This is a genomic window from Pseudomonas sp. B6002, assembly GCF_013385985.1.
Classification (GTDB): Bacteria; Pseudomonadota; Gammaproteobacteria; order Pseudomonadales; family Pseudomonadaceae; genus Aquipseudomonas.
In genome coordinates, this window is record NZ_JACAOY010000012.1 from 362,056 (window position 1) to 384,844 (window position 22,789).

Below are 22,789 nucleotides of genomic sequence, written 5' to 3' on the forward strand. Positions count from 1 at the left end.
CTGGAGAGCCCTCCATGAAGCCTCTGCAATTCAACGACCTGCTCATCAGCTTTACCAGCGAGTTCCTGCCCCTGTGGAATGACAAGGGGTCAAGTGCGCACAAAGCCGTCAGCCTGTGGCGGCCCAGCGCAACGTCCGACGCGTTGAGCTCGTTTTTCTCCCTGGGGGATGTTGCGGTCGGTCATTACCGCAATATCAATCAGAACAAAGTCGTCGCCTTGGTCAGCGATGCCAACAAAACCGACGGCACCGCCCTGCGTCCGCCAGTCGACTACCAACTGGTATGGCATGACGAGGGAACCGGTGCGCGAAACAATGCGTCCATCTGGCGCCCACTGCCGCCCGAAGGCTACGTGGCGATGGGGCTGGTGTTCGGGGTCGATTACGACAAGCCTTCACGTCACGCCGTGCGTTGTATCAGGGAAGACCTGGTGATAGCGGCTCAAGCAGGCGATCTGATCTGGAACGACAAAGGCAGCGGTTCCACCAACGACTTGAGCCTCTGGTCGACCGCCCTTCCTGACGCCCCCACCGGCGAACTCTACCTGGCGCCGGGTACATTCATCGGCACAGACAGTTATGCCAAGACGGGCCTTGCCGCCTATTCGCTGCGCCTGGCGCTCACTGCGCAGCTCAGCGACTTACCACCGCCGCCCGCGCTCCTCGGGCATGAAAGCCCTGCGCAGGAAGAAAGCACCTACGCGCCTCAAGTGTGCGAACTGCCGTGGTTCTGCGTAAAAGACCCGGAGCTGACCGTGATTGAACAGCTCGAGTCGTCGCCGAGTTATCGGCTGGAGCGTATCGATCGGCACTTGCTCGCAGGGTTTGGGCATAACACCGATGCAACCAGCCAGCCGTTCATGTGGACAGCCACCAAAGGTGAGCTGGGTGGGAATGTAAAAGCATTGGCAGCCAACACCAGCGTGGAACTTGGCAAGGAATGGCCTGCTGGCGAGCATGTCTTTGAATTGAGTTTTTCGGCGCATCTGGGTCGAGAGTTCACCCATACACTGCGCTCGGCAAAAGGCTGGAGCCATGCAGCGCCACTGGAAATCATCACGTACGTGCCGCCGAAAAAAGCCGTTGCGGCTTACCTTCTGCACAGTGAGTATCGCTTGCTGCGTCAGGATGGCAGCCAGGTATCAGGCACCGTCAGCTACACCAATGGCGACCATGTGTACATGAGCGAATCCTCCAGCGTTGAGCCAATGCCCGAAGAGGTAACGCCACCGATTGAGATGCCTCAGGCAGTGCCGGAGCTAGAGGTAACGGGCCATGATCTGGTCGACAACACCCTCGCCCCGTAACTGATCGAGCGCCGCCTGCAGCTTCGCGACCAGGTCATCCGGGACGTCTTTGTTCAGCGCGAGGTACAACTGGGCACTGTTGAAACGCAACACGGTTTTCAGTTCGGTCACCCCAACCTGACGGGCCAGGTAACGGCCTGCCGGATCACCGGTAGCCCACAGGTCGATCTGACCGTCCACCAGCTTTTGCGCGTTGTCCTGGTCGCGCAGTGCGACGATCGGGTTGAGGCCCTGCTTTTCCAGGGTCTCGGCGATAGCGTCACCTTTATAGGCGCCAATCTTGTAGCGGCGGGCGTGCTCCAGGTCCGCCAGCTGGATCTTGCTGTCGGCCTTGGCCAACATCACCCAATCGTCCGGGCCAATGGGGCCGACCCATTTGAACAGGGCTTCACGGTCCGGCAGGCGGGCCATCACGAACACGCCGTAACCGGGTTTTTCCAGGGCGAGCTTGTAGATTCGCTCCCATGGGAATCGCAGGGTGAGGTTGTAGGAAATGCCGGCGCGCTTGAAGGTCTCGCGCACGATGTCCACGGCGATGCCTTCGATGTTCTCTTCCTTGGCGAAGTTTTTGCCGTTTTTCGCCATGTTGTAAGGCGGGAAGTTTTCCGTCAGCAACACCAGGGCGGCGTCAGACGGTTCTTCGGCATGGGCTGAACCCGCCAAAAGCAGGGAGGTACTGGCAAGGGCAAGCAGCAGGTGTTTGAACATGAAGGTTACCGAAATCCATGGCAAGCGCAGAGAGTGCCCCGCGCCTGCCATGGTGTCCAGCAGCGTTTAGCGAACGACGATACCGCGCGCCGCCATGTAGGCCTTGGCCTCGGGCACGGTGTATTCGCCAAAGTGGAAAATGCTCGCAGCCAGTACGGCGCTGGCATGGCCTTCGGTCACGCCGTCGGCCAGGTGCTGCAGGTTGCCGACGCCACCGGAGGCGATCACCGGGATGCCCAGCGCGTCGCTGATGGCGCGGGTCACGCCCAGGTCGAAGCCGTTCTTCATGCCGTCCTGGTCCATGCTGGTCAGCAGGATTTCACCGGCGCCCAAGCCTTCCATCTTCATCGCCCACTCCACCGCGTCCAGGCCGGTCGGCTTGCGACCGCCGTGGGTGAAGATCTCCCAGCGCGGGGTTTCGCCCGGGCCGGAAACCTTCTTGGCGTCGATGGCAACGACGATGCATTGGGAGCCGAAGTGCTGCGCGGCTTCGCCGACAAACTCCGGGTTGAATACCGCCGCCGTGTTGATCGAGACCTTGTCCGCGCCGGCGTTGAGCAGGTTGCGGATGTCTTGCACGGTGCGCACGCCACCGCCCACGGTCAGCGGGATGAAGACCTGGCTGGCCATGCGCTCCACGGTATGCAGCGTAGTGTCGCGGCCGTCGACGCTGGCGGTGATGTCGAGAAAGGTAATCTCGTCGGCACCCTGCTCATCGTAGCGGCGGGCGATTTCCACCGGGTCACCGGCGTCGCGGATGTTCTCGAACTTGACGCCCTTGACCACGCGACCGTTGTCGACGTCCAGGCAAGGGATGATGCGTTTGGCCAGCGCCATGGTCAGTCCTCAGCCGTTGTAGGCGTCGCAGTAAGCCTGGGCTTCGGCGACGTCCAGGGTACCTTCGTAGATCGCGCGGCCGGTGATGGCGCCGATGATGCCGGGGGCCTTGGCGTCCAGCAGCGACTTGATGTCACCCAGGTTGTGAATACCACCGGAAGCGATCACCGGAATCCTGGTAGCGGCCGCCAGGGCAGCGGTGAACGGTACGTTGCAGCCCTGCATCATGCCGTCTTTGGCGATGTCGGTATAAACGATGGCGGACACGCCGTCGGCTTCGAACTGCTTGGCCAGGTCGATCACCTGCACGGTGCTGATCTCAGCCCAGCCGTCGGTGGCGACAAAACCGTCCTTGGCGTCCAGGCCGACGATGACCTTGCCCGGAAACGCGCGGCAGGCTTCGGCGACGAAGGCCGGGTCTTTGACCGCCTTGGTGCCGATGATCACGTAGCTCACGCCCGCCTTGACGTAGTGTTCGATGGTTTCCAGGGAGCGGATACCGCCGCCGATCTGGATCGGCAGGTTCGGGTAGCGCTTGGCGATAGCGGTGACCACTTCGCCATTGACTGGCTGGCCTTCGAAGGCGCCGTTCAAGTCCACCAGATGCAGGCGACGGCAGCCCCCTTCTACCCATTTGGCAGCCATGCTCACCGGGTCATCGGAGAACACGGTGGAATCTTCCATGCGGCCTTGGCGCAGGCGTACACAAGCGCCGTCCTTGAGATCGATAGCGGGGATAATCAGCATCTGGCAAACCTTATTCGATATTCAGCAATGCTTGGGAAATCAGGGTTTCTCAAGCGACCACAGGTCGCTTTCGATGCTTTCGAACCTTTCTTTAAGGAGCGTCTGCGTGTCGAAAATCGCCCTGTTGTAATAGTGCGGCGCAACTTCGGTGGTAAACAGCTCAAGAATCTCGGCGACCTCGAACGAGCCCAGGCTGAGCTCGAAGCGGTCTTCCATGAAGCGCTTGATCTTCTGCGTAGCCTCACGCTCCTGTTCGGGCGTGAGGTTCAGGATCGGCAGCTTCGGCTTCCTGGCCATCTACCAGCGACCGTCCCACGCCGCGAAGTTCTGCAGCAATTGCAGGCCATGGGTATGGCTCTTCTCCGGGTGGAACTGCACGGCAAAGCGCGAACCTTCGGCCAGTGCGGCGGCAAAATCGACGCCGTAATGCCCGCCACCCACTACCTGGCGCGGGTTACCGGCGGCGATGTAGTAGCTGTGCACGAAGTAGAAACGCGCCAGGTCCGGGATGTCGTGCCACAGCGGGTGATCCACTGTCTGGCTGACTTCGTTCCAGCCCATGTGCGGGACTTTCAGGTGGGCGCCGTCTTCGTGCAGGTCCTTGCCGAAGAACTTCACCTGGCCCGGGAACAGGCCGATGCAGTCGACGCCGTCGTTCTCTTCACTGCGATCGAGCAAGGCTTGCATGCCCACGCAGATGCCGAGGAACGGACGGTCCTGGCTGACTTCGCGCACCAGGCTGTCAAAGCCCAGGCGGCGGATCTCGGCCATGCAATCGCGAATCGCGCCAACGCCGGGGAATACCACCCGGTCGGCTTCGCGAATCACGCTGGCATCGCTGGTGATCAGCACCTTGCCGGCACCTACGTGCTCGAGGGCCTTGGCCACCGAGTGCAGGTTACCCATGCCGTAATCGATAACCGCGACCGTCTGCATTACAGGACGCCCTTGGTCGAAGGCATTTGCCCGGCCATGCGCTCATCCAGCTCGACGGCCATGCGCAGCGCGCGGCCGAAAGCCTTGAACACGGTTTCGATCTGGTGGTGGGTGTTGGTGCCGCGCAGGTTGTCGATGTGCAGGCTGACGAGTGCGTGGTTGACGAAACCCTGGAAGAATTCCTGGAACAGGTCGACGTCGAAGCCGCCCACGGTGGCGCGGGTGTAGGGCACGTGCATCTGCAGGCCTGGGCGGCCGGAGAAGTCGATGACCACACGCGACAGCGCTTCGTCCAGCGGGACATAGGCGTGGCCGTAGCGGCGGATGCCTTTCTTGTCGCCGATGGCCTTGGCAAACGCCTGGCCGAGGGTGATGCCCACGTCTTCCACCGTGTGGTGGTCGTCGATGTGCAGGTCGCCCTTGCTGACGATATCCAGGTCGATCAGCCCATGACGGGCGATCTGGTCCAGCATGTGCTCAAGAAAAGGTACACCGATATCAAATCGGGCCTTTCCGGTGCCATCCAGGTTGATCGAGGCTTTGATCTGGGTTTCCAGAGTGTCGCGCTCGACGGACGCCTTACGTTCGGCCATCACCAGCTCCGCAAAATCATTGGGCGAAAAAGGCAGCCATTATAGGGGCGCGGGCGCCAAACAGAAACATCGAAGGGGATAAGACTGACGAGTTGAAGCGAGGAATGTCGGGGATAGACATGTGCGTACATGTGAAAGCCAGCTCATGTGGGAGCTGGCTTGTGTGGGAGCTGGCTTGCCTGCGATGCAGACACCCCGGTCTTCCTGTATCACCGAGGCGCCCCCATCGCGGGCAAGCCCGGCTCCCACAGGAACCGTGCCCACAAAGTTCTTGCAGTGTTAGTGGAACAGTACGGCGGTTTTCTGCAGGGTGACCCACACGCCCCACGCCAACGGGATACCTACCACCAGCCAGGCCGCAATGGCCAATGGCACGCTGCCGGATGCGGCTTTCCATTCCAGGGAAGTGGTGGCATCCGCGCCTTTGTCGTGGCCCAGCGCCTGTTCGGCGGCCAGTTCGGCGTCGGTCATGAAGTACTTGTCGGCCACAGGGCGAACCAGCAGGTTGCAAAGGAAGCCCAGCACCAGCAGGCCAGCCAGGATGTACAGGGTGATGTCGTAGGCTGCGGCGCGCTCCACGCCGATGCTCAGCTGATACTCACGCAGGTAGTTCACCAGCACCGGGCCCAATACGCCCGCAGCAGCCCAGGCCGTCAGCAGGCGGCCGTGGATCGCGCCCACCATCTGGGTGCCGAACAGGTCGGCCAGGTAAGCCGGAACGGTCGCAAAACCACCGCCGTACATCGACAGAATGATGCAGAACGCCGCCACGAACAGCGCCACGTTGCCCAGGTGCCCCAGGTTCGGGATCAGCGCGTACAGGGCAAAGCCCAGGGCGAAGAACACGAAATAGGTGTTTTTACGGCCCAGGTAGTCGGAGAACGACGCCCAGAAGAACCGGCCACCGATGTTGAACAGACTCAACAGACCGGTGAAGCCCGCCGCGATCGCCGCGATGGACGCCAGTTGACCGGCGTCCAGCTGGCCGAACGGCACATCCACGCCCAGCAGCTTGCCGCCGAACACTTCCTGCAGCAGGGGCGAGGCCATGCCGAGGATACCGATACCGGCGGAAACGTTCAGGCACAGCACCAGCCATACCAGGCGGAACTGCGGGGTTTTCCAGGCCACGTTCACGTGGACGTGGCGGTGGGTGATCATCGCGTTGCTGGCTTTTTTCGCCGGAGCGGTCCAGCCCTCAGGCTTCCAGCCAGTCGGCGGAACACGGTAGGACAACGCGCCACCGATCATGAACACGAAGTAGATCGCAGCCATCACCAGAAAGCTCTGCCAAACGCCGACGCTGGTTGGCGTTGCGAAGTGGCCCATCAGCGCTGCCGCCAGGGGAGCACCGACCATCGCACCGCCGCCGAAGCCCATGATCGCCATGCCAGTGGCCATGCCGCGCTTGTCCGGGAACCACTTGATCAGGGTCGACACCGGCGAAATGTAGCCCAGGCCCAGGCCGATACCGCCAATGACGCCGGAGCCGATCCACATCAGCCAGATCTGGTGGGTGTAGATACCCAGCGCCGAGATCAACAGGCCGCCACACCAGCACAGCGCCGATACAACGCCCGCCTTGCGTGGCCCGGCATGTTCCAGCCAGCCGCCCCAGATCGCTGCCGAGCAGCCCAGGAAGATGAAGAACAGGGTGTAGATCCAGCCCAGCATGGAGATGGGCCAGTCGCATTGGGACGAGAAGACTTGCGCGATGAAGCTCATGTCCGGCGCACAGGCGACCGGCGCAGTAATGCCCAGTGCCTTGGACAGCGGCAGCCAGAACACCGAGAAGCCATAGGCCATGCCGATGCACAGGTGAATGGCCAGGGCGGCCGGTGGAACCAGCCAGCGGTTGAAGCCCGGCTTGGCGATGATGCGCTCCTTGGACAGGAACGCAGGCTGTGCGGCAGTATGGCCTGCCGCAGTGCTAGTGCTCATTGGTGTTTCCCCCAGTTATTAGTATGTGTCCGTCAGGCGCTCTCTCCCTCGACCTTGCACGCAAAGCGTTGGCCGTTGTTGTTGAGTAAAGCTCCTTTTAAACGCGACGCTATGTCGCAGACGACAGACGAACCTGCGCAGATTAGCACCAGTGGATGACAGAAAAACCAAACTGATATCACCTTTTTCGGGAAATCTGTTTTGTTTGACGCCAGAATCCCGTTCCCCGGGCGCTGGATACAATGTAACGATCCGGGCACTGACGTGAGCCGTCGGGCGTTATACTCTGCGGCTAAATTTTGAATTCGACATACAAGGACTCGCCCATGAAAGCGTTCGGCAAAATCCTGGGTCTGGTACTTCTCGGGCTGTTGCTGATCATTGTGGCCCTGGGCTTTGCCCTGACCCACCTCTTCGATCCCAACGACTACAAAGACGAGATTCGCCAGATTGCCCGCGACAAGGCCCACATCGAGCTGACGCTCAATGGCGATATCGGCTGGAGCCTGTTCCCCTGGCTGGGCCTGGAGTTGCATGAAGCCAGCGTGGCGACCATGACCAACCCGACCCAACCGTTCGCCGACCTGCAGATGCTCGGCCTGTCCGTGCGCGTGCTGCCGCTGTTGCGCCGCGAAGTGCAGATGAGCGACGTCCGTGTAGAGGGCCTGAACCTGCGCCTGAGCCGCGACAAGCAAGGCCACGGCAACTGGGAAGACATCGGCAAGAACGTGACCGAGACCACTGCCGGCACCCCGACGCCTGCTGAGAAACCGGCCGAAGCCGAGCCGGAGAAACCGCCAAAACCGATCCGCCTGGACATCGACAGCCTGACCATCAACAACGCCCGCGTTGAATACAACGATGAGCAGACCGGCAAGCAATACAGTGCCGAAAGCATCCAGCTGAGCGCCGGTGCCGTGCACGAAGGCGCCAGTATCCCGCTGAAGCTCACCGCCTTCCTGGGCACCAACCAGCCACTGATGCGCGTCAAGACCGAGCTGAACGGCAACCTGCGAATCCAACGCGCCCTCAAGCGCTACCAGTTCGAAGACATGAAGCTCAGCGGCGAAGCCACCGGCGAGCCACTGCAGGACAAGACCGTGACGTTCTCCACCCAGGGCCAGCTGCTGGTAGACCTGGCGGCCAACATTGCCGAGTGGACCAACCTCAAGCTGTCGGCCAACCAGCTGCGCGCCCTGGGCGAAGTGAAGGTCAATGACCTGAACAAAACCCCGCAAGTGAGTGGCGCCCTGTCCATTGCCCAGTTCGACCTGGCCAAGTTCCTCGACAGCATCGGCCACCCGCTACCGGCCATGGCCGAAGGCAGCCTGAGCAAAGTCGAACTGGTCAGCCGCCTCAAGGGCACGCCCACCAGCGTGGCCCTGGAAGACTTGAACCTTAAGCTCGATGGCAGCACCTTCACCGGCCGCGTCGCTGTGGATGATTTCGCCAAGCAGTCCCTGCGCGTGCAACTCAAGGGCGACACCTTCAACGCCGACAACTACCTGCCGGCCAAGTCCGAGTCCGCCAAGGGCGCCAGCGCCGCACGCCAGGCCGAAGTGCAGAACAGTGAAGCCGGCGCCATGGCGGCCGGGGGCACCACACCGTTGCCGGACGCACCGACCAAAGGCGCCTGGAGCACTGACAAGCTGCTGCCCCTGACGCGCCTGCGCACCCTGGATGTGAACGCCGATTTGTCCTTCGGCCAACTGACCCTGAGCAAACTGCCGATCCAGAACGCCGCGTTGAAAGCCTCCGGCATCGATGGTCAGCTCAAGCTCGACACCCTCAGTGGCGGGCTCTATAACGGCACCTTCCAGGCCAACGGTTCGCTCGATGTACGCCAGGACATTCCGGTACTCGCGCTGCAAAGCCATATCAAGCAAGTGCCGGTTGAACGCATCCTGCAGGCCCAAGGGCAGAACCCGCCGGTGAAGGGCCAGATCACCCTCGACAGCAACCTGACCGGCCGTGGCAACAGCCAGAAGGCACTGATCGACAGCCTCAACGGTACGGCAAGCTTTGTGATCAACAACGGCGTGCTGCTCAACGCCAACCTTGAACAGCAACTGTGCACGGGCATCGCCCTGCTCAACCGCAAGACATTGAGCGCCACGCCGCAAGGCAAGGACACCCCGTTCCAGGAACTGCGCGGCAACCTGACGTTCCGCAATGGCGTGGCCAACAACCCGGACCTGAAAGTCCGCATCCCTGGCCTGACTGTCAACGGCAACGGCGACGTCGACCTGCGCGTGCTGGGCATGGACTACCGCGTTGGCATCATCGTCGAAGGCGACCAGCGCGACGTGCCAGACCCGGCTTGCCAGGTCGGCTCCAACTTCCAGAACATCGAAGTGCCGCTGCGCTGCCGCGGCCCGCTGGAACTGGGCGCCAAGGCTTGCCGACTGGACAAGGACGGCTTGACCCAGGTCGCTATCAAGGCGGCCGGCAACAAGCTCAGCGACAAGCTGGAAGAGAAGCTCGACAAGGTCAACCCGCAACTTAAAGACGCTTTGAAGGGCCTGTTCAAGCGATGAGAAACGAGCAGTTTTCAACGGCGGTGCTGGACTGGTACGACCGCCACGGTCGCCATGATCTGCCCTGGCAACAGGGCATCACGCCCTACCGGGTGTGGGTCTCGGAGATCATGCTGCAACAGACCCAGGTGAGCACCGTGCTCAATTACTTCGACCGTTTCATGGCCTCGCTGCCGACGGTCGAAGCACTGGCCGCCGCACCGGAAGATGAAGTGCTGCACCTGTGGACCGGCCTGGGTTACTACACCCGGGCGCGCAACCTGCAGAAGACCGCCAGGATCGTGGTGGCCGAGTACGGCGGCGAGTTTCCCAAGGACGTCGAGAAGCTTACCGAGCTGCCTGGCATCGGCCTGTCCACGGCAGGCGCAATCGCCAGCCTGAGCATGGGCCTGCGGGCGCCGATCCTCGACGGCAACGTCAAGCGCGTGCTGGCGCGCTTTACGGCGCAGGAGGGTTACCCAGGCGAGCCGAAGGTGGCCAAGCAGCTGTGGGCCACCGCAGAGCGCTTCACGCCCCATGATCGCGTCAACGCCTACACCCAGGCGATGATGGACATGGGCGCCACTCTCTGCACCCGCAGCAAGCCCAGCTGCCTGCTGTGCCCGCTGGAAAAAGGCTGCGAAGCCCACATGCTCGGCCTGGAGACGCGCTACCCGATCCCCAAGCCGCGCAAGACCATCCCGCAAAAACGCACACTGATGCCGATGCTGGCCAATGCCGAGGGCGCGATCCTGCTTTACCGTCGCCCGTCCACCGGCCTGTGGGGCGGCCTGTGGAGCCTGCCGGAGCTGGATGACCTGCAAGACCTGGAACACCTCGCCAACCAGCACGCGCTGGAGCTGGGCACGCAGCAGGAACTACCGGGGCTGATCCACACCTTCAGCCACTTCCAGCTAGCCATCGAACCCTGGCTGGTCCGGGTCGAGGAAAGCGCCCATCACGTGGCCGAGGCCGACTGGCTCTGGTATAACCTCGCCACCCCGCCGCGCCTGGGCCTTGCCGCCCCGGTGAAAAAACTGCTGAAGCGCGCGGCCGATGTATTGAATGCAGGAGAGTCGTCATGACCCGCACCGTAATGTGCCGCAAGTACAAAGAAGAATTGCCAGGCCTGGAACGCCCTCCGTATCCGGGCGCCAAGGGCCAGGATGTGTTCGATCACGTCTCCGCCCAGGCGTGGGCCGACTGGCTGAAACACCAGACCCTGCTGATCAACGAAAAACGCCTGAACATGATGAATGCCGAAGATCGTAAATATCTGGCAGGCGAGATGGACAAGTTCTTTTCCGGCGAAGATTACGCCAAGGCCGATGGCTACGTTCCACCTGCTCAATAATTGATCAAAAACCGGGGTCAGCACGTAAGCGACGGTAATAATTAAATATTTTTCGAAAACTTGCTTGACGACCCCCTGAAAAACCCGTTTAATGCGCCCCGTTGCCCAGATAGCTCAGTCGGTAGAGCAGGGGATTGAAAATCCCCGTGTCGGCGGTTCGATTCCGTCTCTGGGCACCACCTTCAGCTTTCAGGTGGTGTCAACATCACGTGAAAGCACACAGAAAACCCGCCTAGTGCGGGTTTTTTGTTGCCTGAAAAAAGTCGAACCCGACCATTACGAACGCATTCGTAAAAAGACCCGGGGCATTTCCGATAAAGCTCTGCACATCACGTCCGGGTTCAGGTGACCCTGCTGGAGTGATATGATTCCGCCAGTTGGGATTTTTCCTACAGCCACATCTGACAAAAACTCCTGACCGCATCTCAGCACGGTCAGCGCTCGGCGATCCAAACACGAAGTGCAGGCAAGAAAAGCATAGCGCCGTAAACGCTGCCGGGCATGCAACTCTCCTCACTGGACGCCCGCGTACCTTGTGGTAACACCCATCATTGTCACCTTGGATTCATTTCGCTGGCACAGCTCTACTTGACCAGCCATTAGGGAAAGCTCCTTTGACCGCCTTTTCGCCCCCCCCTTTAGTAGTCGATCTTGATGGCACCCTGCTACGCTCCGACTTGCTTCTGGAAACAGGCATGGCCTATGTGCGCCTTCAACCGTTAAAACTGCTCAAGCCTCTCGGATGGCTGGCCAAGGGCAAAGCAACCCTCAAGGAAGGGCTTGCCTGCGCAACCAATATGGATATCAGTGTGCTGCCCTATGACCCGGAGGTCATTGCGCTAATCAAGCTGGAACGCAGCAACGGACGCCGCATCGTGCTGGCAACTGCCAGTCACTACACGCTGGCAGAACGTATCGCAGAGCATCTGCAACTGTTTGACCAAGTGCTGGCATCTGACGGTGAACGGAACCTGTCTTCCCATCGCAAGCGCGACTTACTGGTTGAACATTACGGCGAACAGGGCTTCGATTACGCAGGTAACTCCAGCGACGACCTTCCTGTGTGGTCAAAAGCTCGCAAGGCCTACGTCATCAACCCAGAAAACGGCGTAGAGCGGCGCGCAAAAGCTCAAGGCAACGTAGAACAAGTCATCCACTCCAATCCTGGGGGCGCCAAGGATTGGCTGAAGGCCTTACGCCTACACCAATGGATGAAAAACCTGTTGATCTTCGTTCCGCTGCTGGCAGCCCATCAGCTCACCAATTTCACGCTGTTATGGCAGGGCATACTGGCATTCATACTGTTCGGGCTATGCGCCTCCAGCGTCTACCTGCTCAACGACCTGCTGGATCTTGCCGACGACCGCCACCATGCAACCAAGCGCAAACGCCCCTTTGCAGCAGGACGCCTATCGATAAAGTCGGGGCTGCTTACCTTCCCGCTGCTACTGATTGGCGCATTTTCCGGCGCCGCCTTATTGCTGCCCTGGCAGTTCGCTGCAACACTCCTGGCTTACTACGTCTTGACCCTGGCCTATTCGCTGTCATTGAAGCGACACATGGCAATCGACGTTATAGCCCTGGCGAATCTGTACACCATTCGCCTGATAGCGGGCGCGGCAGCATTCAGCCTCGCCCTAACCTTCTGGATGCTTGCGTTCTCAATGTTCATGTTCCTCAGCCTGGCACTGGTCAAGCGCTATGCAGAGCTGCATGAAGCGCGACACAAGGGACGTACCGGAAAAACCCGAGGACGAGGCTACTACCCCTCGGACCTTGAAATGATTTCATCTCTGGGAGCAGCCTCCGGCTACCTCGCAGTTATGGTGTTGGCGCTGTACATCCATGACCAGACAGACAGCGGGCTTTACGCTCACCCCCAATTGATCTGGATCTCCTGCCCGCTGCTACTGTTCTGGATAACGCGCGTTTGGATGCTCACCCATCGCGGGCAAATGCATGACGACCCGGTAGTTTTTGCCATTCGTGATCGTGTCAGCCTGATCGTCGGTGCGCTGTTCGGTCTCGTGTTCTGGATTGCAGCATGAGTGATTCTCTCTACTCATGGGGACGGTACCCCTACGCACCACAAACTGCGCACGCCTGTAGCTGGCGCAGCGAACTTCCAGGCCTGCTCACGGAGCTGGCCGAAGCCCATGGCAGCACCCTGCCTTATGGCAATGGGCGCAGCTATGGCGACAGCTGTCTTGCCAGCAGCAGCCAAGCACTGCATGTGCGCAGTCTGGACCGTTTTATCCACGTCGATTGGCAACAGGGGATCGTGGTGGCCGAAGCCGGTGTCACGCTGGCCGAAATCCTCGCCATGGCGATTCCCAATGGCTGGTTCCTCTGCGTTACCCCCGGCACCCAGTTCGCCACCTTGGGGGGAGCCATTGCCAACGACGTACACGGCAAAAACCACCATGTGCGCGGCACCTTTGGCAATCACGTTCGGCGCTTTGGCCTATTGCGTCACGAACAAGGCATTCTGACCTGCTCACCAACAGAGAATACTGATCTGTATGCCGCAACTATTGGCGGGCTAGGCCTGACCGGGATAATCGCCTGGTCGGAAATCCAGCTGATGCCAATACGCAGCAGCCAGATTGATAGCAGCGTGGTGCGCTTCAGCAATCTGGCAGAGTTCTTCACCCTCTCCGCGGAACTGGACCCTCAACATGAGTACAGCGTCGCCTGGATAGACTGCCTGGCCAAAGGCGCTCACGCAGGGCGCGGCGTATTCATCGTCGGTGACCATGCGCCCTACGGCTCGCTGGAGGTCGATGCGCGCACCAAGCTTCAGGTGCCCCTCACGCCTCCTGTTTCACTGATCAACAACTTGTCGCTACGCGCTTTCAACGAAGCTTACTGGCGTAGCCATCCCGCCCAGCACACCTTCAAGCGCAGCAGTTACGACGCCTTCTTTTATCCATTGGATCGCCTTCTGCACTGGAATCGAATCTACGGCCGCAAAGGTTTTCAACAGTATCAATGCGTGATCCCCGATGCGACGGCGCAAGCGGCAACGAAAGAGCTGTTGAGGGTGATTGCTGAGTCAGGCCAAGGGTCCTTTCTTGCCGTGCTCAAGCGTTGTGGAGACATCGCCTCACCGGGCTTGATGTCATTCCCGCTGCCGGGCACTTCACTGGCCCTGGACTTTCCACAAAAGGCCAGCCTTGCAGCACTTTTCACCCGCCTGGACGCCATCGTCCTCGAGGCGGGAGGGCGGCTGTACCCCGCGAAAGATGCCCATATGACCGGCATCGATTTCCGCCAGGCGTACCCAGCCTGGGAGCAGCTTGAAGCCCTGCGCGACCCTTCTTTGATGTCCCGCTTTTGGAACCGAGTTATCACATGAAACGAGTTTTGATTGTTGGCGCAACATCCGCTATTGCAACAGCCTGCGCACGCCTGTGGGCAGAGCAAGGCGCGGAGTTTTTCCTGGTCGCCCGCGATAGCGAAAAACTTGAGCAGACCCGCGCCGACCTGCTTGCACGCGGAGCCAAAGTTGCCACTTCCTACACCATGGATGCTGCCGATTTTTCCAGTCATGCCGACATGGTTGAACAGTGTCGCGTGGCCATGCAGCAGATTGATATCGCTCTGATCGCGCATGGGACACTGCCAAGTCAGCAGGCCTGCGAACAGGATGTCGAGCTAGCCCTCAGAGAGTTCGCCATCAACGGAACCTCCGTTATCAGCCTTCTCACCCTATTGGCAAAACAGTTCGAAACCCAGCATTGCGGGACACTCGCCGTGATCTCCTCGGTTGCCGGCGACCGCGGCCGCCCATCCAATTATCTGTATGGCACTGCCAAGGCAGCGGTCTCGACCTTCTGCGAAGGCCTGCGCGCCCGTTTATACAAGGTCGGGGTACATGTGATCGATATCAAACCAGGCTTTGTGGACACCCCGATGACGCGAGGCCTGCCATTGCCCGCCCCGCTGGTGGTCAAGCCCGAGCAGATTGCGAAACGCATCGTCAAGGGCATTGAGAACAACACAGACGTCCTGTACGCCCCTGGATTCTGGAAAGCAATAATGCTGATCATAAAGCTGGTACCACAATTTATTTTCAAAAAAACAAACCTGTAAGTTTCTGGCTCACATCACCCTCAACTTTAGTCTTTCCATCATCAGACTGGCTTGCGACAGGACAAAGCTTTAAATGAATCACCTAAAGAAAGCCAACTCAACCTTGTTCTTTGTTTTCATAGCAGCCTTTATCTTCCTGTGCTTTTTCTTTTACGACGATTTATGGTCGGCTTTAGGCGTCCAAATAGTAAAGCCCATCTTCAATGACACACGCGTCATTACGGCCGGGGCAGAGTCCTACTACCAAGGCTTCGACCCACTGGTCAACAACCCGATGATGTGGTCGAAGAACCCGATGAACTACCCGAGAGTTTGGCATACTCTTTTCTACTTCGGGCTCAACCAAAGCCATACCCTGCTGATCGGCTATTTGATGTTGGCTTTTTATTTAGTCGCTCTTTTCATGCTGCTCAGGGTCAGCCAAAACACGCTTTCCAATTTTTTAATTACCTGTTGCGCGATATCACCTGCAGCCATGCTCGGTGTCGAAAGGGGAAACATCGATTTATTGATATTCCTGATGGTTACCGCAGCAGCCGTTCATGTAAATAAGCGCCCTCTACTTTCAGCATTGATCTTGATGGCTTCAACCGTTCTGAAAATATTTCCCTTTTTCTGCCTGCCGATCATTGTCCTGGCATCGAAAAAAAGAAACCTGATCAGGATTTTCATTGTTTCAACCGTCGCCTGCCTGGCCTACTTTGCCTTTACCTATCAAGACCTGATTCTGATCAGTCACTCTACACCAAGAGCCGGCGACCTCTCCTACGGAAGAAGCGTTTTCGCAAATCGCTTGAAAGGGAATATCCCGGAGCACTTTTCAATTTACGTTGATATCGTCATCAATACATTGTTCCTCATCGCGTCGGGGCTCGCGTACTTCGTCAGCAAGAAACTGCTGCCGAGCAGCTCGCAAGAGTTCAACGCCCTGGAAGGAAAAGGCTTTTTTCTTACAGGCGCCCTGATTTATGTCGGCACTTTCTTTATTGGAAACAACTGGGACTATCGCCTGATTTTTCTGATGCTGACGATTCCAGCACTGGCATCCGCACTCAACATTTTTTCAAGCCGCACAGCTCGCTTCTGCACACAGGTTTTCATAACAGCCGTGCTGCTGTCATTCTGGTACCTGTTTTTTGCACGATACCTGGACGGTTTCCTGGCTGCGCGAATTGCCCTTTATTGCTTTGATGAGGCTGTCGACTGGGTGATCTATATTCTGTGCCTTTCTTTCCTCTTCAAATATTTGAGCCTTGGGTTTAAAAAATGAACTTAAACAGCAAGATACTATTACCGGGCGGGGCAGGCCTGGTCGGCCAGAATCTAATAGCCAGGCTCATAGCAAGAGGCTACAAAAACATCGTTGTGCTTGATAAGCATCGCGCAAACCTTGCTACGCTAAAGAAAACCCAGCCTACGATTGAAGCTATATATGCTGACTTGGCTGTCGCGGGGGACTGGCAACAGCATTTTTCCGGTGCCGACGCTGTTGTCATGCTTCAAGCGCAAATCGGTGGAAACGATTTTCAAGAATTTGTGCGCAACAACATAGATTCCACACGACTCATACTTGAGCAGATCAAGGTTAATGACATTCCACGCCTTGTACACATCAGTTCTTCTGTCGTTGTGTCTGTCGCGGATGACTTTTATACACAAACCAAGACTACTCAAGAGCAAATGGTGCTGGAGAGCGGTATCCCTTGCCCGATACTGCGTCCGACACTGATGTTCGGTTGGTTTGATCGCAAGCATCTTGGCTGGCTTTCCCGCTTCATGAAAAAAGTGCCTGTATTCCCTATCCCGGGAGACGGACGCTACATGAGACAGCCCCTCTATGTTGGCGACTTTTGCAACATAATCATCAGTTGCCTGGCGTCATCTTCGGCCACCGGAATATTCAATATCTCGGGGCATGAAAAAATCGATTACATTGACATCATCCGTGAAATCAAACGCGCTACAAAAGTCAATACCCTTATCGCGCGCATTCCTTATTCGCTCTTTTATGGTCTGCTGTGGGTGTGGGCTATCTTTGATAAAAACCCACCCTTCACCACGCAACAGCTCGCGGCATTAAGCGCGAAGGATGAATTCGAAATCATTGATTGGCCGACACTCTTTGATGTTTCCTATACTCCGTTCTCTCAAGCTGTGGACGAAACATTCAACCATCCCATTTATAGCAAGGTAGAACTGGAGTTTTGAGTATGGGACAGCGCATTGCCGTACTCGGCGCAGGCCCCATGGGTCTCGCCGTGGCTTACCAGCTGGCAAAAGATGGACATAAGCCTGTCTTGTTCGAAGCCGATGATCGTGTCGGCGGGATGACAGCATGCTTTGACTTCGGCGGGCTGGAAATTGAGCGCTACTATCACTTTCACTGCATTTCAGATCATGCATTCCTGGCCATGCTGGATGAGTTGGGCCTGGCCGGAAAAATGCGCTGGGTCGAAACCAAAATGGGCTATTGGTACCAGAACCAGCTGCAGCCGTGGGGCAACCCTATTGCCTTGCTGAAGTTTCGTGGCCTCGGGCTGATCGCGAAAATTCGTTATGGACTCCACGCATTCCTGTGTACGAAACGCAACGACTGGACCCCGCTCGACAATGTCGAAGCTTCCGGATGGATTCGCCGCTGGGTCGGCGAACAAGCGTGGGAAGTACTATGGCGCCGCCTGTTTGACTACAAATTCTACAACTATGCGAACGGGCTCTCAGCGGCGTGGATATGGAGTCGAATTCGACGGATTGGCCGCTCTCGCTACAGTTTGTTCCGAGAAAAGCTGGGCTACCTCGAAGGCGGCTCAACGACGCTGCTGCAGGCAATGAAAGCAGAAATCGAGGCGCTGGGCGGAGACGTACACCTGGGTGCAAAGGTTGATTGCGTCCACATCAGCGATGGCCAAGTCAACAGCGTAGAAGTTGCCGGTATGCAACACGTCTTTGATAAGGTGATAAGCACTGTGCCACTGCCCTATGTGCCGCACATCATGCCGGGCCTGCCTGTCGAAATACTGGAAAAATTCCGCGCGCTCAAAAATATCGCGGTCGTCTGTGTGATTGCCAAACTGCGCAAGCCACTCACTGAAAATTTCTGGCTGAACACCAATGATCCGGACATGGATATTCCAGGCCTGGTCGAGTACTCCAACCTTCGTCCTCTGGATCAATCGATCGTCTACGTCCCGTTCTATATGCCCGGGGAACACCCGAAGTTTTCTGAACCAGACCAAGTGTTTATAGATAAGGTCCGTGCGTACTTGCAAAAGATAAATCCTGAACTTGGTGCTGACGACTTTATTGATATTCGCGCAAGTCGTTATCGTCATGCCCAACCTATCTGCGATCCGGCATATCTGGAACATCTGCCACCCGCAGCGCTACCCGTACGGGGATTGTGGGTTGCGGACACATCCTACTACTACCCTGAAGACCGGGGGATCTCCGAAAGCATTGGGTTCGGCAGACAATTAGCCAAGGATGCTGCTGCGTGCTAAACCAGTTCAGATCAAAGCAATTCATAATGTTTTTGCTGGTGGGCGGCTTTGCCGCCAGCATTAACTTTGGATCGAGAATTATTTATAGCCATTGGGTAAATTTTTCAACATCGGTAGTAGCGGCCTATATAACAGGCATGGTAACCGCCTTCATACTCTCCAAGATTTTTGTCTTCACGGAGAGTACGCGGGCAGTTCGTCATTCCATTATGTATTTCGTACTGGTCAACTTAATTGCTATTTTGCAGACATTAGCCATTAGTCTTTTTCTTGCGTATTACGCACTGCCCGCGTTAGGCGTGGCTCATTTCATCAAAGAAATATCCCATGCCATAGGTGTCATTGTCCCCGTGTTCACCAGCTATCTGGGCCATAAGCACTGGTCGTTCAAGTAAGAGCGACCACGGTCTGCCAATGAATCACGGCAAAGCAAATGCTCAGCCATCCGAAGCGGGAGCGACCGATCCTATGAGCGCTACCCGCTGCCCGCTCACTTGAGCAAAAACACCATCAGCGGGTTGTCGTTCAAGCGCCCTTCGAAACTCGGCGCCATTGTCTCCATGGGCGTCCCGCTCAACAGTACGGCCTCCTTGCGCGACACAATGACCCACGATGGCCGAGGCAGCGTCGCCAGCTTCTCAAGCTCGTTACGCCCGACAAACAGCGGCTGCTCGTCGTCATCCAGGTTCATCATGTAGCGCACCGCCCAGGTGTCTCGACCCAGGTGGACAAACACCAACGGCCCGGGCGTCGACACGCGAAGCGCCTCAACCTGGCGGACAAACTGTCGCGTATCGAATTGCAGGTCCTTGGACGGCTCTACCACTGTCACCAACAGCAACCATTGCGCCGCCAGTGCAATCAGGCTGAGCCACACCAACCGGCCCGCCCGCCGCCACGCAATCAACGCCGCGACTTGCAGGATCACCAAACCTCCAATCAGCAGCGGCAACGAAACGTCAGGCCAGTAACCATGCTTCTGCCACCCGTGCCGGCAGACAAACACCACAACCACGCACAACGCCGGTAGCGCGGCGACAAGCCATTCATAGCATCGGCGCACGCCAATCAACCAGCCTTGCGCCTGGAGCAGCCCATAGGCGGCGACAGCGGCAAACATCGGGACCATCGGCAGGATGTAGTAGGCGCGTTTGAAGTGCGGCACCGACAGCCCGAGCAGAATCATCAGGCCGCATGCGCCGAGGCGCAGCATCAGTTGCAGATCATTATTTGCCCACCGCTCAGGCCAACGATGACGCAGCGCAATCAACGTGGCCAACGCCAGCGGCACTACCGGGAAATAGCGATACAGGCTCAGTTGGAAGTAGAAGTAGAACGGCTCGCCAATTTCATCCAGGCGCCCTCCTACCTGCATCTTGTACACAGCATCGGCAAAGGCATCGCCGCCACTGATGCGCGCCAGCTTCATCAAGGCCCACCAACACGCCGCGAGCAAAGCCAAACCGACGGCCCCGTGGATCAATACCTGCTTGACCCGCTCCCCGGGCTTGCCCAACGCCCAGTACACACACACCACACCGCAAACCTCGATCAACCCCAACGGCCCGCGAATCGCAAACGCCAGGACAAACAGCGGGAACACCGCCAACTGCCTCAAGCGCGAACCCAGGCGCTCACCACTGTGCAGCAGGTAGAAACTGCCCACACACAGCAGCGCGACCATCTGATCCAGACACACCGAGCGCGATTTTTCGAGCAGTTGAGTCGTGAGCAACGTCAACAAGACGGTGAGCAGCGCCCAAGGGCGACCGGACGGCGCCAGCAAGCGATAGATCAGAGCAACCACGCCCGCCGAAGCGAGTGCCGTGGGCAGCACGTTCGCCAAGTGGTTAGGTGCGCCAAACAGGCGGGCAAATACAAAGCTGAAGAAGGTCGCGGTGCCGGGATAGTCCGCGTAGGGCTGGCCGTAGGTGGTGGGGAAAAGGCTCGCGCCATGGCGAAACATTTCCTGCAGGAACAGCGCCCAGCGCCCGTCAAACCCTTGGGGCTGCTGGTCCCAGATGCCCAGGGTAAACAGCAACAAAGCAATCAGGAAAATGCCCAGAGACTCCAGGCGAAAGCGGTTGCGGTGGTCCATCGGCTGTCCTTTCAGGTTGGGTGCGCTGACGCATGTTGCCGATGGCAACCCTGAATAACGCCTGAACAAACCCGAACAATTGCGGGTTTACCGACCTGCGGGCCACACAAGTATCGGAATCAACCGGATGTAGAGTAGCTCTCCCACCAGCTCGACGAGGGTTTGCAGGATCACCACCGTTGCAGCCAACCCACGCACGTCCTCGGGCAAGGCCAATGCCAGCGGCAACACCACCAGCGAGTTGCGGGTGGACGCGCTGAAGGTCACCGCCCGCGCCGTCGTCGCAGGCAATGCAAACAGCCGCGAAGCCAACACACCCATCAACGGCGCCAGCAGCAAGAAACCGATGTACACCGGGACCACTGGCAACAACAGGGCGATATCCCGTACCACCGAGGTGATCTGAGAACCAATCACCACAAACAGCACGAGCGCCATCGCCGGCACCGGCAGCCAGGCCCAGGCGTCGTTCCACGCATTGATAACCCTGGATCGCCGCGCCAGGGACGTGGTCAGCACCGCCAACACCATGGGCACCACAATCAGCAGCAGAAACGCCTCGACAAACGGCCCGACCGCCACCACCACCTCCGATTCCGCCCCCAGCATGAAACCCAGGTACACCGGTAACAGCAGCAGTTGCAGCAGCAACAGCACCGGCGTCGCCGCCAACATCAATCGCGAATCGCCCTTGCCGATATGGGTGAACACCACCACGTAGTCGATACACGGCGTGAGCAACACCAGCAAAGCCCCGACCAGCAGCGCCGGGCGCTCCACGAGCCCACGGGTCAGTACCCAGACCAGCAACGGCACAAGAATGAAATTGGCCAGCAAAAGGGCGGATATGAAGCGCTTGTTACTCAACCCTTCGCGCAAATCAAGAAAGGGGATCTGCAGGAACATGGCGTACATCAACAGGGCGATAGCCGGCGTGACCAGCATGCCGAGACCATGGGCCACAGAAGGGACAAGCAGGCCGAACAGGACGGCCAGGAAGACGGTGGCGAAGTAGACGGGGATCTGATTGCGCTCGAGGGTGTCGCGGGTCATAGGCTGACTCTGCTGGATCGAAAGAACATCAGCCTAAGCATCCAACAGGTCGAGGTCGAGCAACGTCCATTTTTTTGCGCAAAGACTCCGCCAAATTTGCTAATTTCGGGAACTGATAAAAAGCGCGCGGGCCTTCAAACCCACATCGAAAGCGTACATACCGAGCCGCCCTATGAATCTGCCAGCCCAACCTGCTCCCGAAACATTTCGCGAGCCCGCTGCCGATGGTCACCTCCTCGGTGGTTTCACATGGCGCCATGTCCGCACAGACCTGACGCGCCCCGTCGTGATCATCAACGCCGCCACCTCCGTGCGTTGCCGCCACTACTCACGCTTCGCGGACTACCTGTTTGCCAACGGCTTTGACGTCATCACGTACGACTACCGTGGCATCGGCGAGTCGCGGGCCGGCTCGCTGCGGGGGTTCAAGGCGTCATGGTCGGATTGGGGCGTGCTGGATTTCGAGGCGATGCTTCAGCGCGCGCAGCGGGAGTTTCCCGGGCAGCCGATTGATGTGGTCGCTCACAGCTTTGGCGGGTGCGCCGCAGGGTTGGGCGCTTCGGGGGCGGCGATTCGGCGGATCGTGACAGTGGGCGCGCAGTTCGCCTACTGGCGTGATTATCAGGCGAGCGGGCGCTGGAAAATGTTCGGCAAGTGGCATGTGGTGATGCCACTGGTGACAGCCGTGTGCGGCTACTTTCCCGGCAAGCGCATGGGCTGGCTGGAAGACACACCAGCCGGCGTGGTACGGGACTGGAGCACGCCAACGCCCACCTATGAAACGCGGCCCAGCGGGCGTGCCTTGGGCGACCTGCCCTTCGCCCGGGTGAAGGCACAGGTACTGGCGATCAGCATCACCGACGACCCATTCGGAACGGTGGCGGCTGTCGACCGCTTGCTGGGGTATTTCAAGAACAGCGAACGCACTCACCTGCGCATCGCCCCGCAGGACATTGGCGAAAAAGAGGTCGGGCATTTCGCATTTTTCCGCAGCCAGTATCAGGACCGTTTGTGGCCAATCGCACTGGCGTGGTTGCAACAGGGTGAGCTGGCACACGGCACGCCCGGGCGCCGGGTGACGGAACGCATCTAGAAGCCCTTGGG

General features: G+C 58.6%; 21 protein-coding genes and 1 tRNA gene. 13 read left to right on the forward strand and 9 right to left on the reverse strand.

The features are described 5' to 3' along the window. The first annotated feature begins 14 nt into the window (after positions 1 to 14). Positions 15 to 1,307, forward strand: a complete 1,293-nt coding sequence (locus HX792_RS17720) for a Vps62-related protein (protein ID WP_176997287.1) — start codon at positions 15 to 17, stop codon at positions 1,305 to 1,307. Here the strand turns inward: HX792_RS17720 and HX792_RS17725 are convergent. From HX792_RS17725 to HX792_RS17755, 7 genes are all read right to left on the reverse strand, one after another. Further along, complete coding sequence (locus HX792_RS17725) at positions 1,260 to 2,015, reverse strand: ABC transporter substrate-binding protein (RefSeq protein WP_176997288.1); 756 nt, start codon at positions 2,013 to 2,015, stop codon at positions 1,260 to 1,262. The two genes, HX792_RS17720 and HX792_RS17725, sit on opposite strands and share 48 nt — an antisense overlap. Positions 2,016 to 2,081: 66 nt before the next feature. Next, entirely contained in the window at positions 2,082 to 2,852 is a 771-nt protein-coding gene (gene hisF, locus HX792_RS17730; RefSeq protein ID WP_016972251.1) for an imidazole glycerol phosphate synthase subunit HisF, read from the reverse strand. Positions 2,853 to 2,861: 9 nt separating this feature from the next. Beyond that, positions 2,862 to 3,599 (reverse strand): 1-(5-phosphoribosyl)-5-[(5-phosphoribosylamino)methylideneamino]imidazole-4-carboxamide isomerase, encoded by a 738-nt coding sequence (hisA, locus tag HX792_RS17735; RefSeq protein ID WP_008435688.1) that lies wholly within the window; start codon positions 3,597 to 3,599, stop codon positions 2,862 to 2,864. 39 nt (positions 3,600 to 3,638) lie between these two features. Then, positions 3,639 to 3,896 carry a DUF2164 domain-containing protein gene (locus HX792_RS17740; protein WP_176997289.1) on the reverse strand — a complete coding sequence of 86 codons (258 nt, stop codon included), beginning with the start codon at positions 3,894 to 3,896 and terminating at the stop codon, positions 3,639 to 3,641. Next, the gene (gene hisH, locus HX792_RS17745; RefSeq protein WP_176997290.1) at positions 3,897 to 4,535 is read right to left on the reverse strand and encodes an imidazole glycerol phosphate synthase subunit HisH; all 639 of its coding nucleotides are present in this window, start codon (positions 4,533 to 4,535) and stop codon (positions 3,897 to 3,899) included. It abuts the gene before it with no gap. Further along, positions 4,535 to 5,128, reverse strand: coding sequence for an imidazoleglycerol-phosphate dehydratase HisB (gene hisB, locus HX792_RS17750; RefSeq protein WP_017849940.1), 594 nt, complete (start codon positions 5,126 to 5,128; stop codon positions 4,535 to 4,537). The genes hisH and hisB overlap by 1 nt, the downstream gene beginning before the upstream one ends. A 279-nt stretch (positions 5,129 to 5,407) precedes the next feature. Further along, entirely contained in the window at positions 5,408 to 7,069 is a 1,662-nt protein-coding gene (locus HX792_RS17755) for an OFA family MFS transporter (protein ID WP_176997291.1), read from the reverse strand. 326 nt (positions 7,070 to 7,395) lie between these two features. Between HX792_RS17755 and HX792_RS17760 the strand changes: the two genes are divergently transcribed. The 11 genes from HX792_RS17760 (at position 7,396) to HX792_RS17810 (ending at position 18,929) form a co-directional block, all read left to right on the forward strand. Then, positions 7,396 to 9,606 carry an AsmA family protein gene (locus tag HX792_RS17760; RefSeq protein ID WP_176997292.1) on the forward strand — a complete coding sequence of 737 codons (2,211 nt, stop codon included), beginning with the start codon at positions 7,396 to 7,398 and terminating at the stop codon, positions 9,604 to 9,606. Further along, entirely contained in the window at positions 9,603 to 10,670 is a 1,068-nt protein-coding gene (mutY, locus tag HX792_RS17765; RefSeq protein ID WP_176997293.1) for an A/G-specific adenine glycosylase, read from the forward strand. The genes HX792_RS17760 and mutY overlap by 4 nt, the downstream gene beginning before the upstream one ends. Continuing rightward, positions 10,667 to 10,939, forward strand: a complete 273-nt coding sequence (locus HX792_RS17770) for an oxidative damage protection protein (RefSeq protein WP_176997294.1) — start codon at positions 10,667 to 10,669, stop codon at positions 10,937 to 10,939. The genes mutY and HX792_RS17770 overlap by 4 nt, the downstream gene beginning before the upstream one ends. A gap of 103 nt (positions 10,940 to 11,042) precedes the next feature. After that, positions 11,043 to 11,118, forward strand: a tRNA-Phe gene (locus HX792_RS17775). A gap of 435 nt (positions 11,119 to 11,553) precedes the next feature. Continuing rightward, positions 11,554 to 12,987 (forward strand): UbiA family prenyltransferase, encoded by a 1,434-nt coding sequence (locus HX792_RS17780; protein WP_176997295.1) that lies wholly within the window; start codon positions 11,554 to 11,556, stop codon positions 12,985 to 12,987. Further along, positions 12,984 to 14,297, forward strand: coding sequence for an FAD-binding oxidoreductase (locus HX792_RS17785; RefSeq protein WP_176997296.1), 1,314 nt, complete (start codon positions 12,984 to 12,986; stop codon positions 14,295 to 14,297). The genes HX792_RS17780 and HX792_RS17785 overlap by 4 nt, the downstream gene beginning before the upstream one ends. Beyond that, the gene (locus tag HX792_RS17790) at positions 14,294 to 15,034 is read left to right on the forward strand and encodes an SDR family oxidoreductase (protein ID WP_176997297.1); all 741 of its coding nucleotides are present in this window, start codon (positions 14,294 to 14,296) and stop codon (positions 15,032 to 15,034) included. The genes HX792_RS17785 and HX792_RS17790 overlap by 4 nt, the downstream gene beginning before the upstream one ends. A gap of 73 nt (positions 15,035 to 15,107) precedes the next feature. Beyond that, positions 15,108 to 16,304 carry a glycosyltransferase 87 family protein gene (locus tag HX792_RS17795; protein WP_176997298.1) on the forward strand — a complete coding sequence of 399 codons (1,197 nt, stop codon included), beginning with the start codon at positions 15,108 to 15,110 and terminating at the stop codon, positions 16,302 to 16,304. After that, on the forward strand, positions 16,301 to 17,242 hold the full coding sequence (locus tag HX792_RS17800) for an NAD(P)-dependent oxidoreductase (protein ID WP_176997299.1): 942 nt from the start codon (positions 16,301 to 16,303) through the stop codon (positions 17,240 to 17,242). The genes HX792_RS17795 and HX792_RS17800 overlap by 4 nt, the downstream gene beginning before the upstream one ends. A gap of 2 nt (positions 17,243 to 17,244) precedes the next feature. Then, positions 17,245 to 18,534, forward strand: coding sequence for an NAD(P)/FAD-dependent oxidoreductase (locus HX792_RS17805; RefSeq protein ID WP_176997300.1), 1,290 nt, complete (start codon positions 17,245 to 17,247; stop codon positions 18,532 to 18,534). Then, positions 18,528 to 18,929 carry a GtrA family protein gene (locus HX792_RS17810; RefSeq protein WP_371319362.1) on the forward strand — a complete coding sequence of 134 codons (402 nt, stop codon included), beginning with the start codon at positions 18,528 to 18,530 and terminating at the stop codon, positions 18,927 to 18,929. Before HX792_RS17805 ends, HX792_RS17810 begins: the two co-directional genes overlap by 7 nt. Before the next feature lie 95 nt (positions 18,930 to 19,024). Here the strand turns inward: HX792_RS17810 and HX792_RS17815 are convergent, their stop codons facing one another. Both HX792_RS17815 and HX792_RS17820 read right to left on the reverse strand, forming a co-directional pair. Further along, positions 19,025 to 20,632 (reverse strand): glycosyltransferase family 39 protein, encoded by a 1,608-nt coding sequence (locus HX792_RS17815; protein WP_176997301.1) that lies wholly within the window; start codon positions 20,630 to 20,632, stop codon positions 19,025 to 19,027. Between the two features lie 87 nt (positions 20,633 to 20,719). Continuing rightward, positions 20,720 to 21,685 carry an arsenic resistance protein gene (locus tag HX792_RS17820; protein WP_176997302.1) on the reverse strand — a complete coding sequence of 322 codons (966 nt, stop codon included), beginning with the start codon at positions 21,683 to 21,685 and terminating at the stop codon, positions 20,720 to 20,722. 172 nt (positions 21,686 to 21,857) lie between these two features. Here HX792_RS17820 and HX792_RS17825 point away from each other — a divergent pair, with 172 nt between their 5' ends. Then, on the forward strand, positions 21,858 to 22,778 hold the full coding sequence (locus HX792_RS17825) for an alpha/beta fold hydrolase (RefSeq protein ID WP_176997303.1): 921 nt from the start codon (positions 21,858 to 21,860) through the stop codon (positions 22,776 to 22,778). Positions 22,779 to 22,789 lie beyond the last annotated feature (11 nt).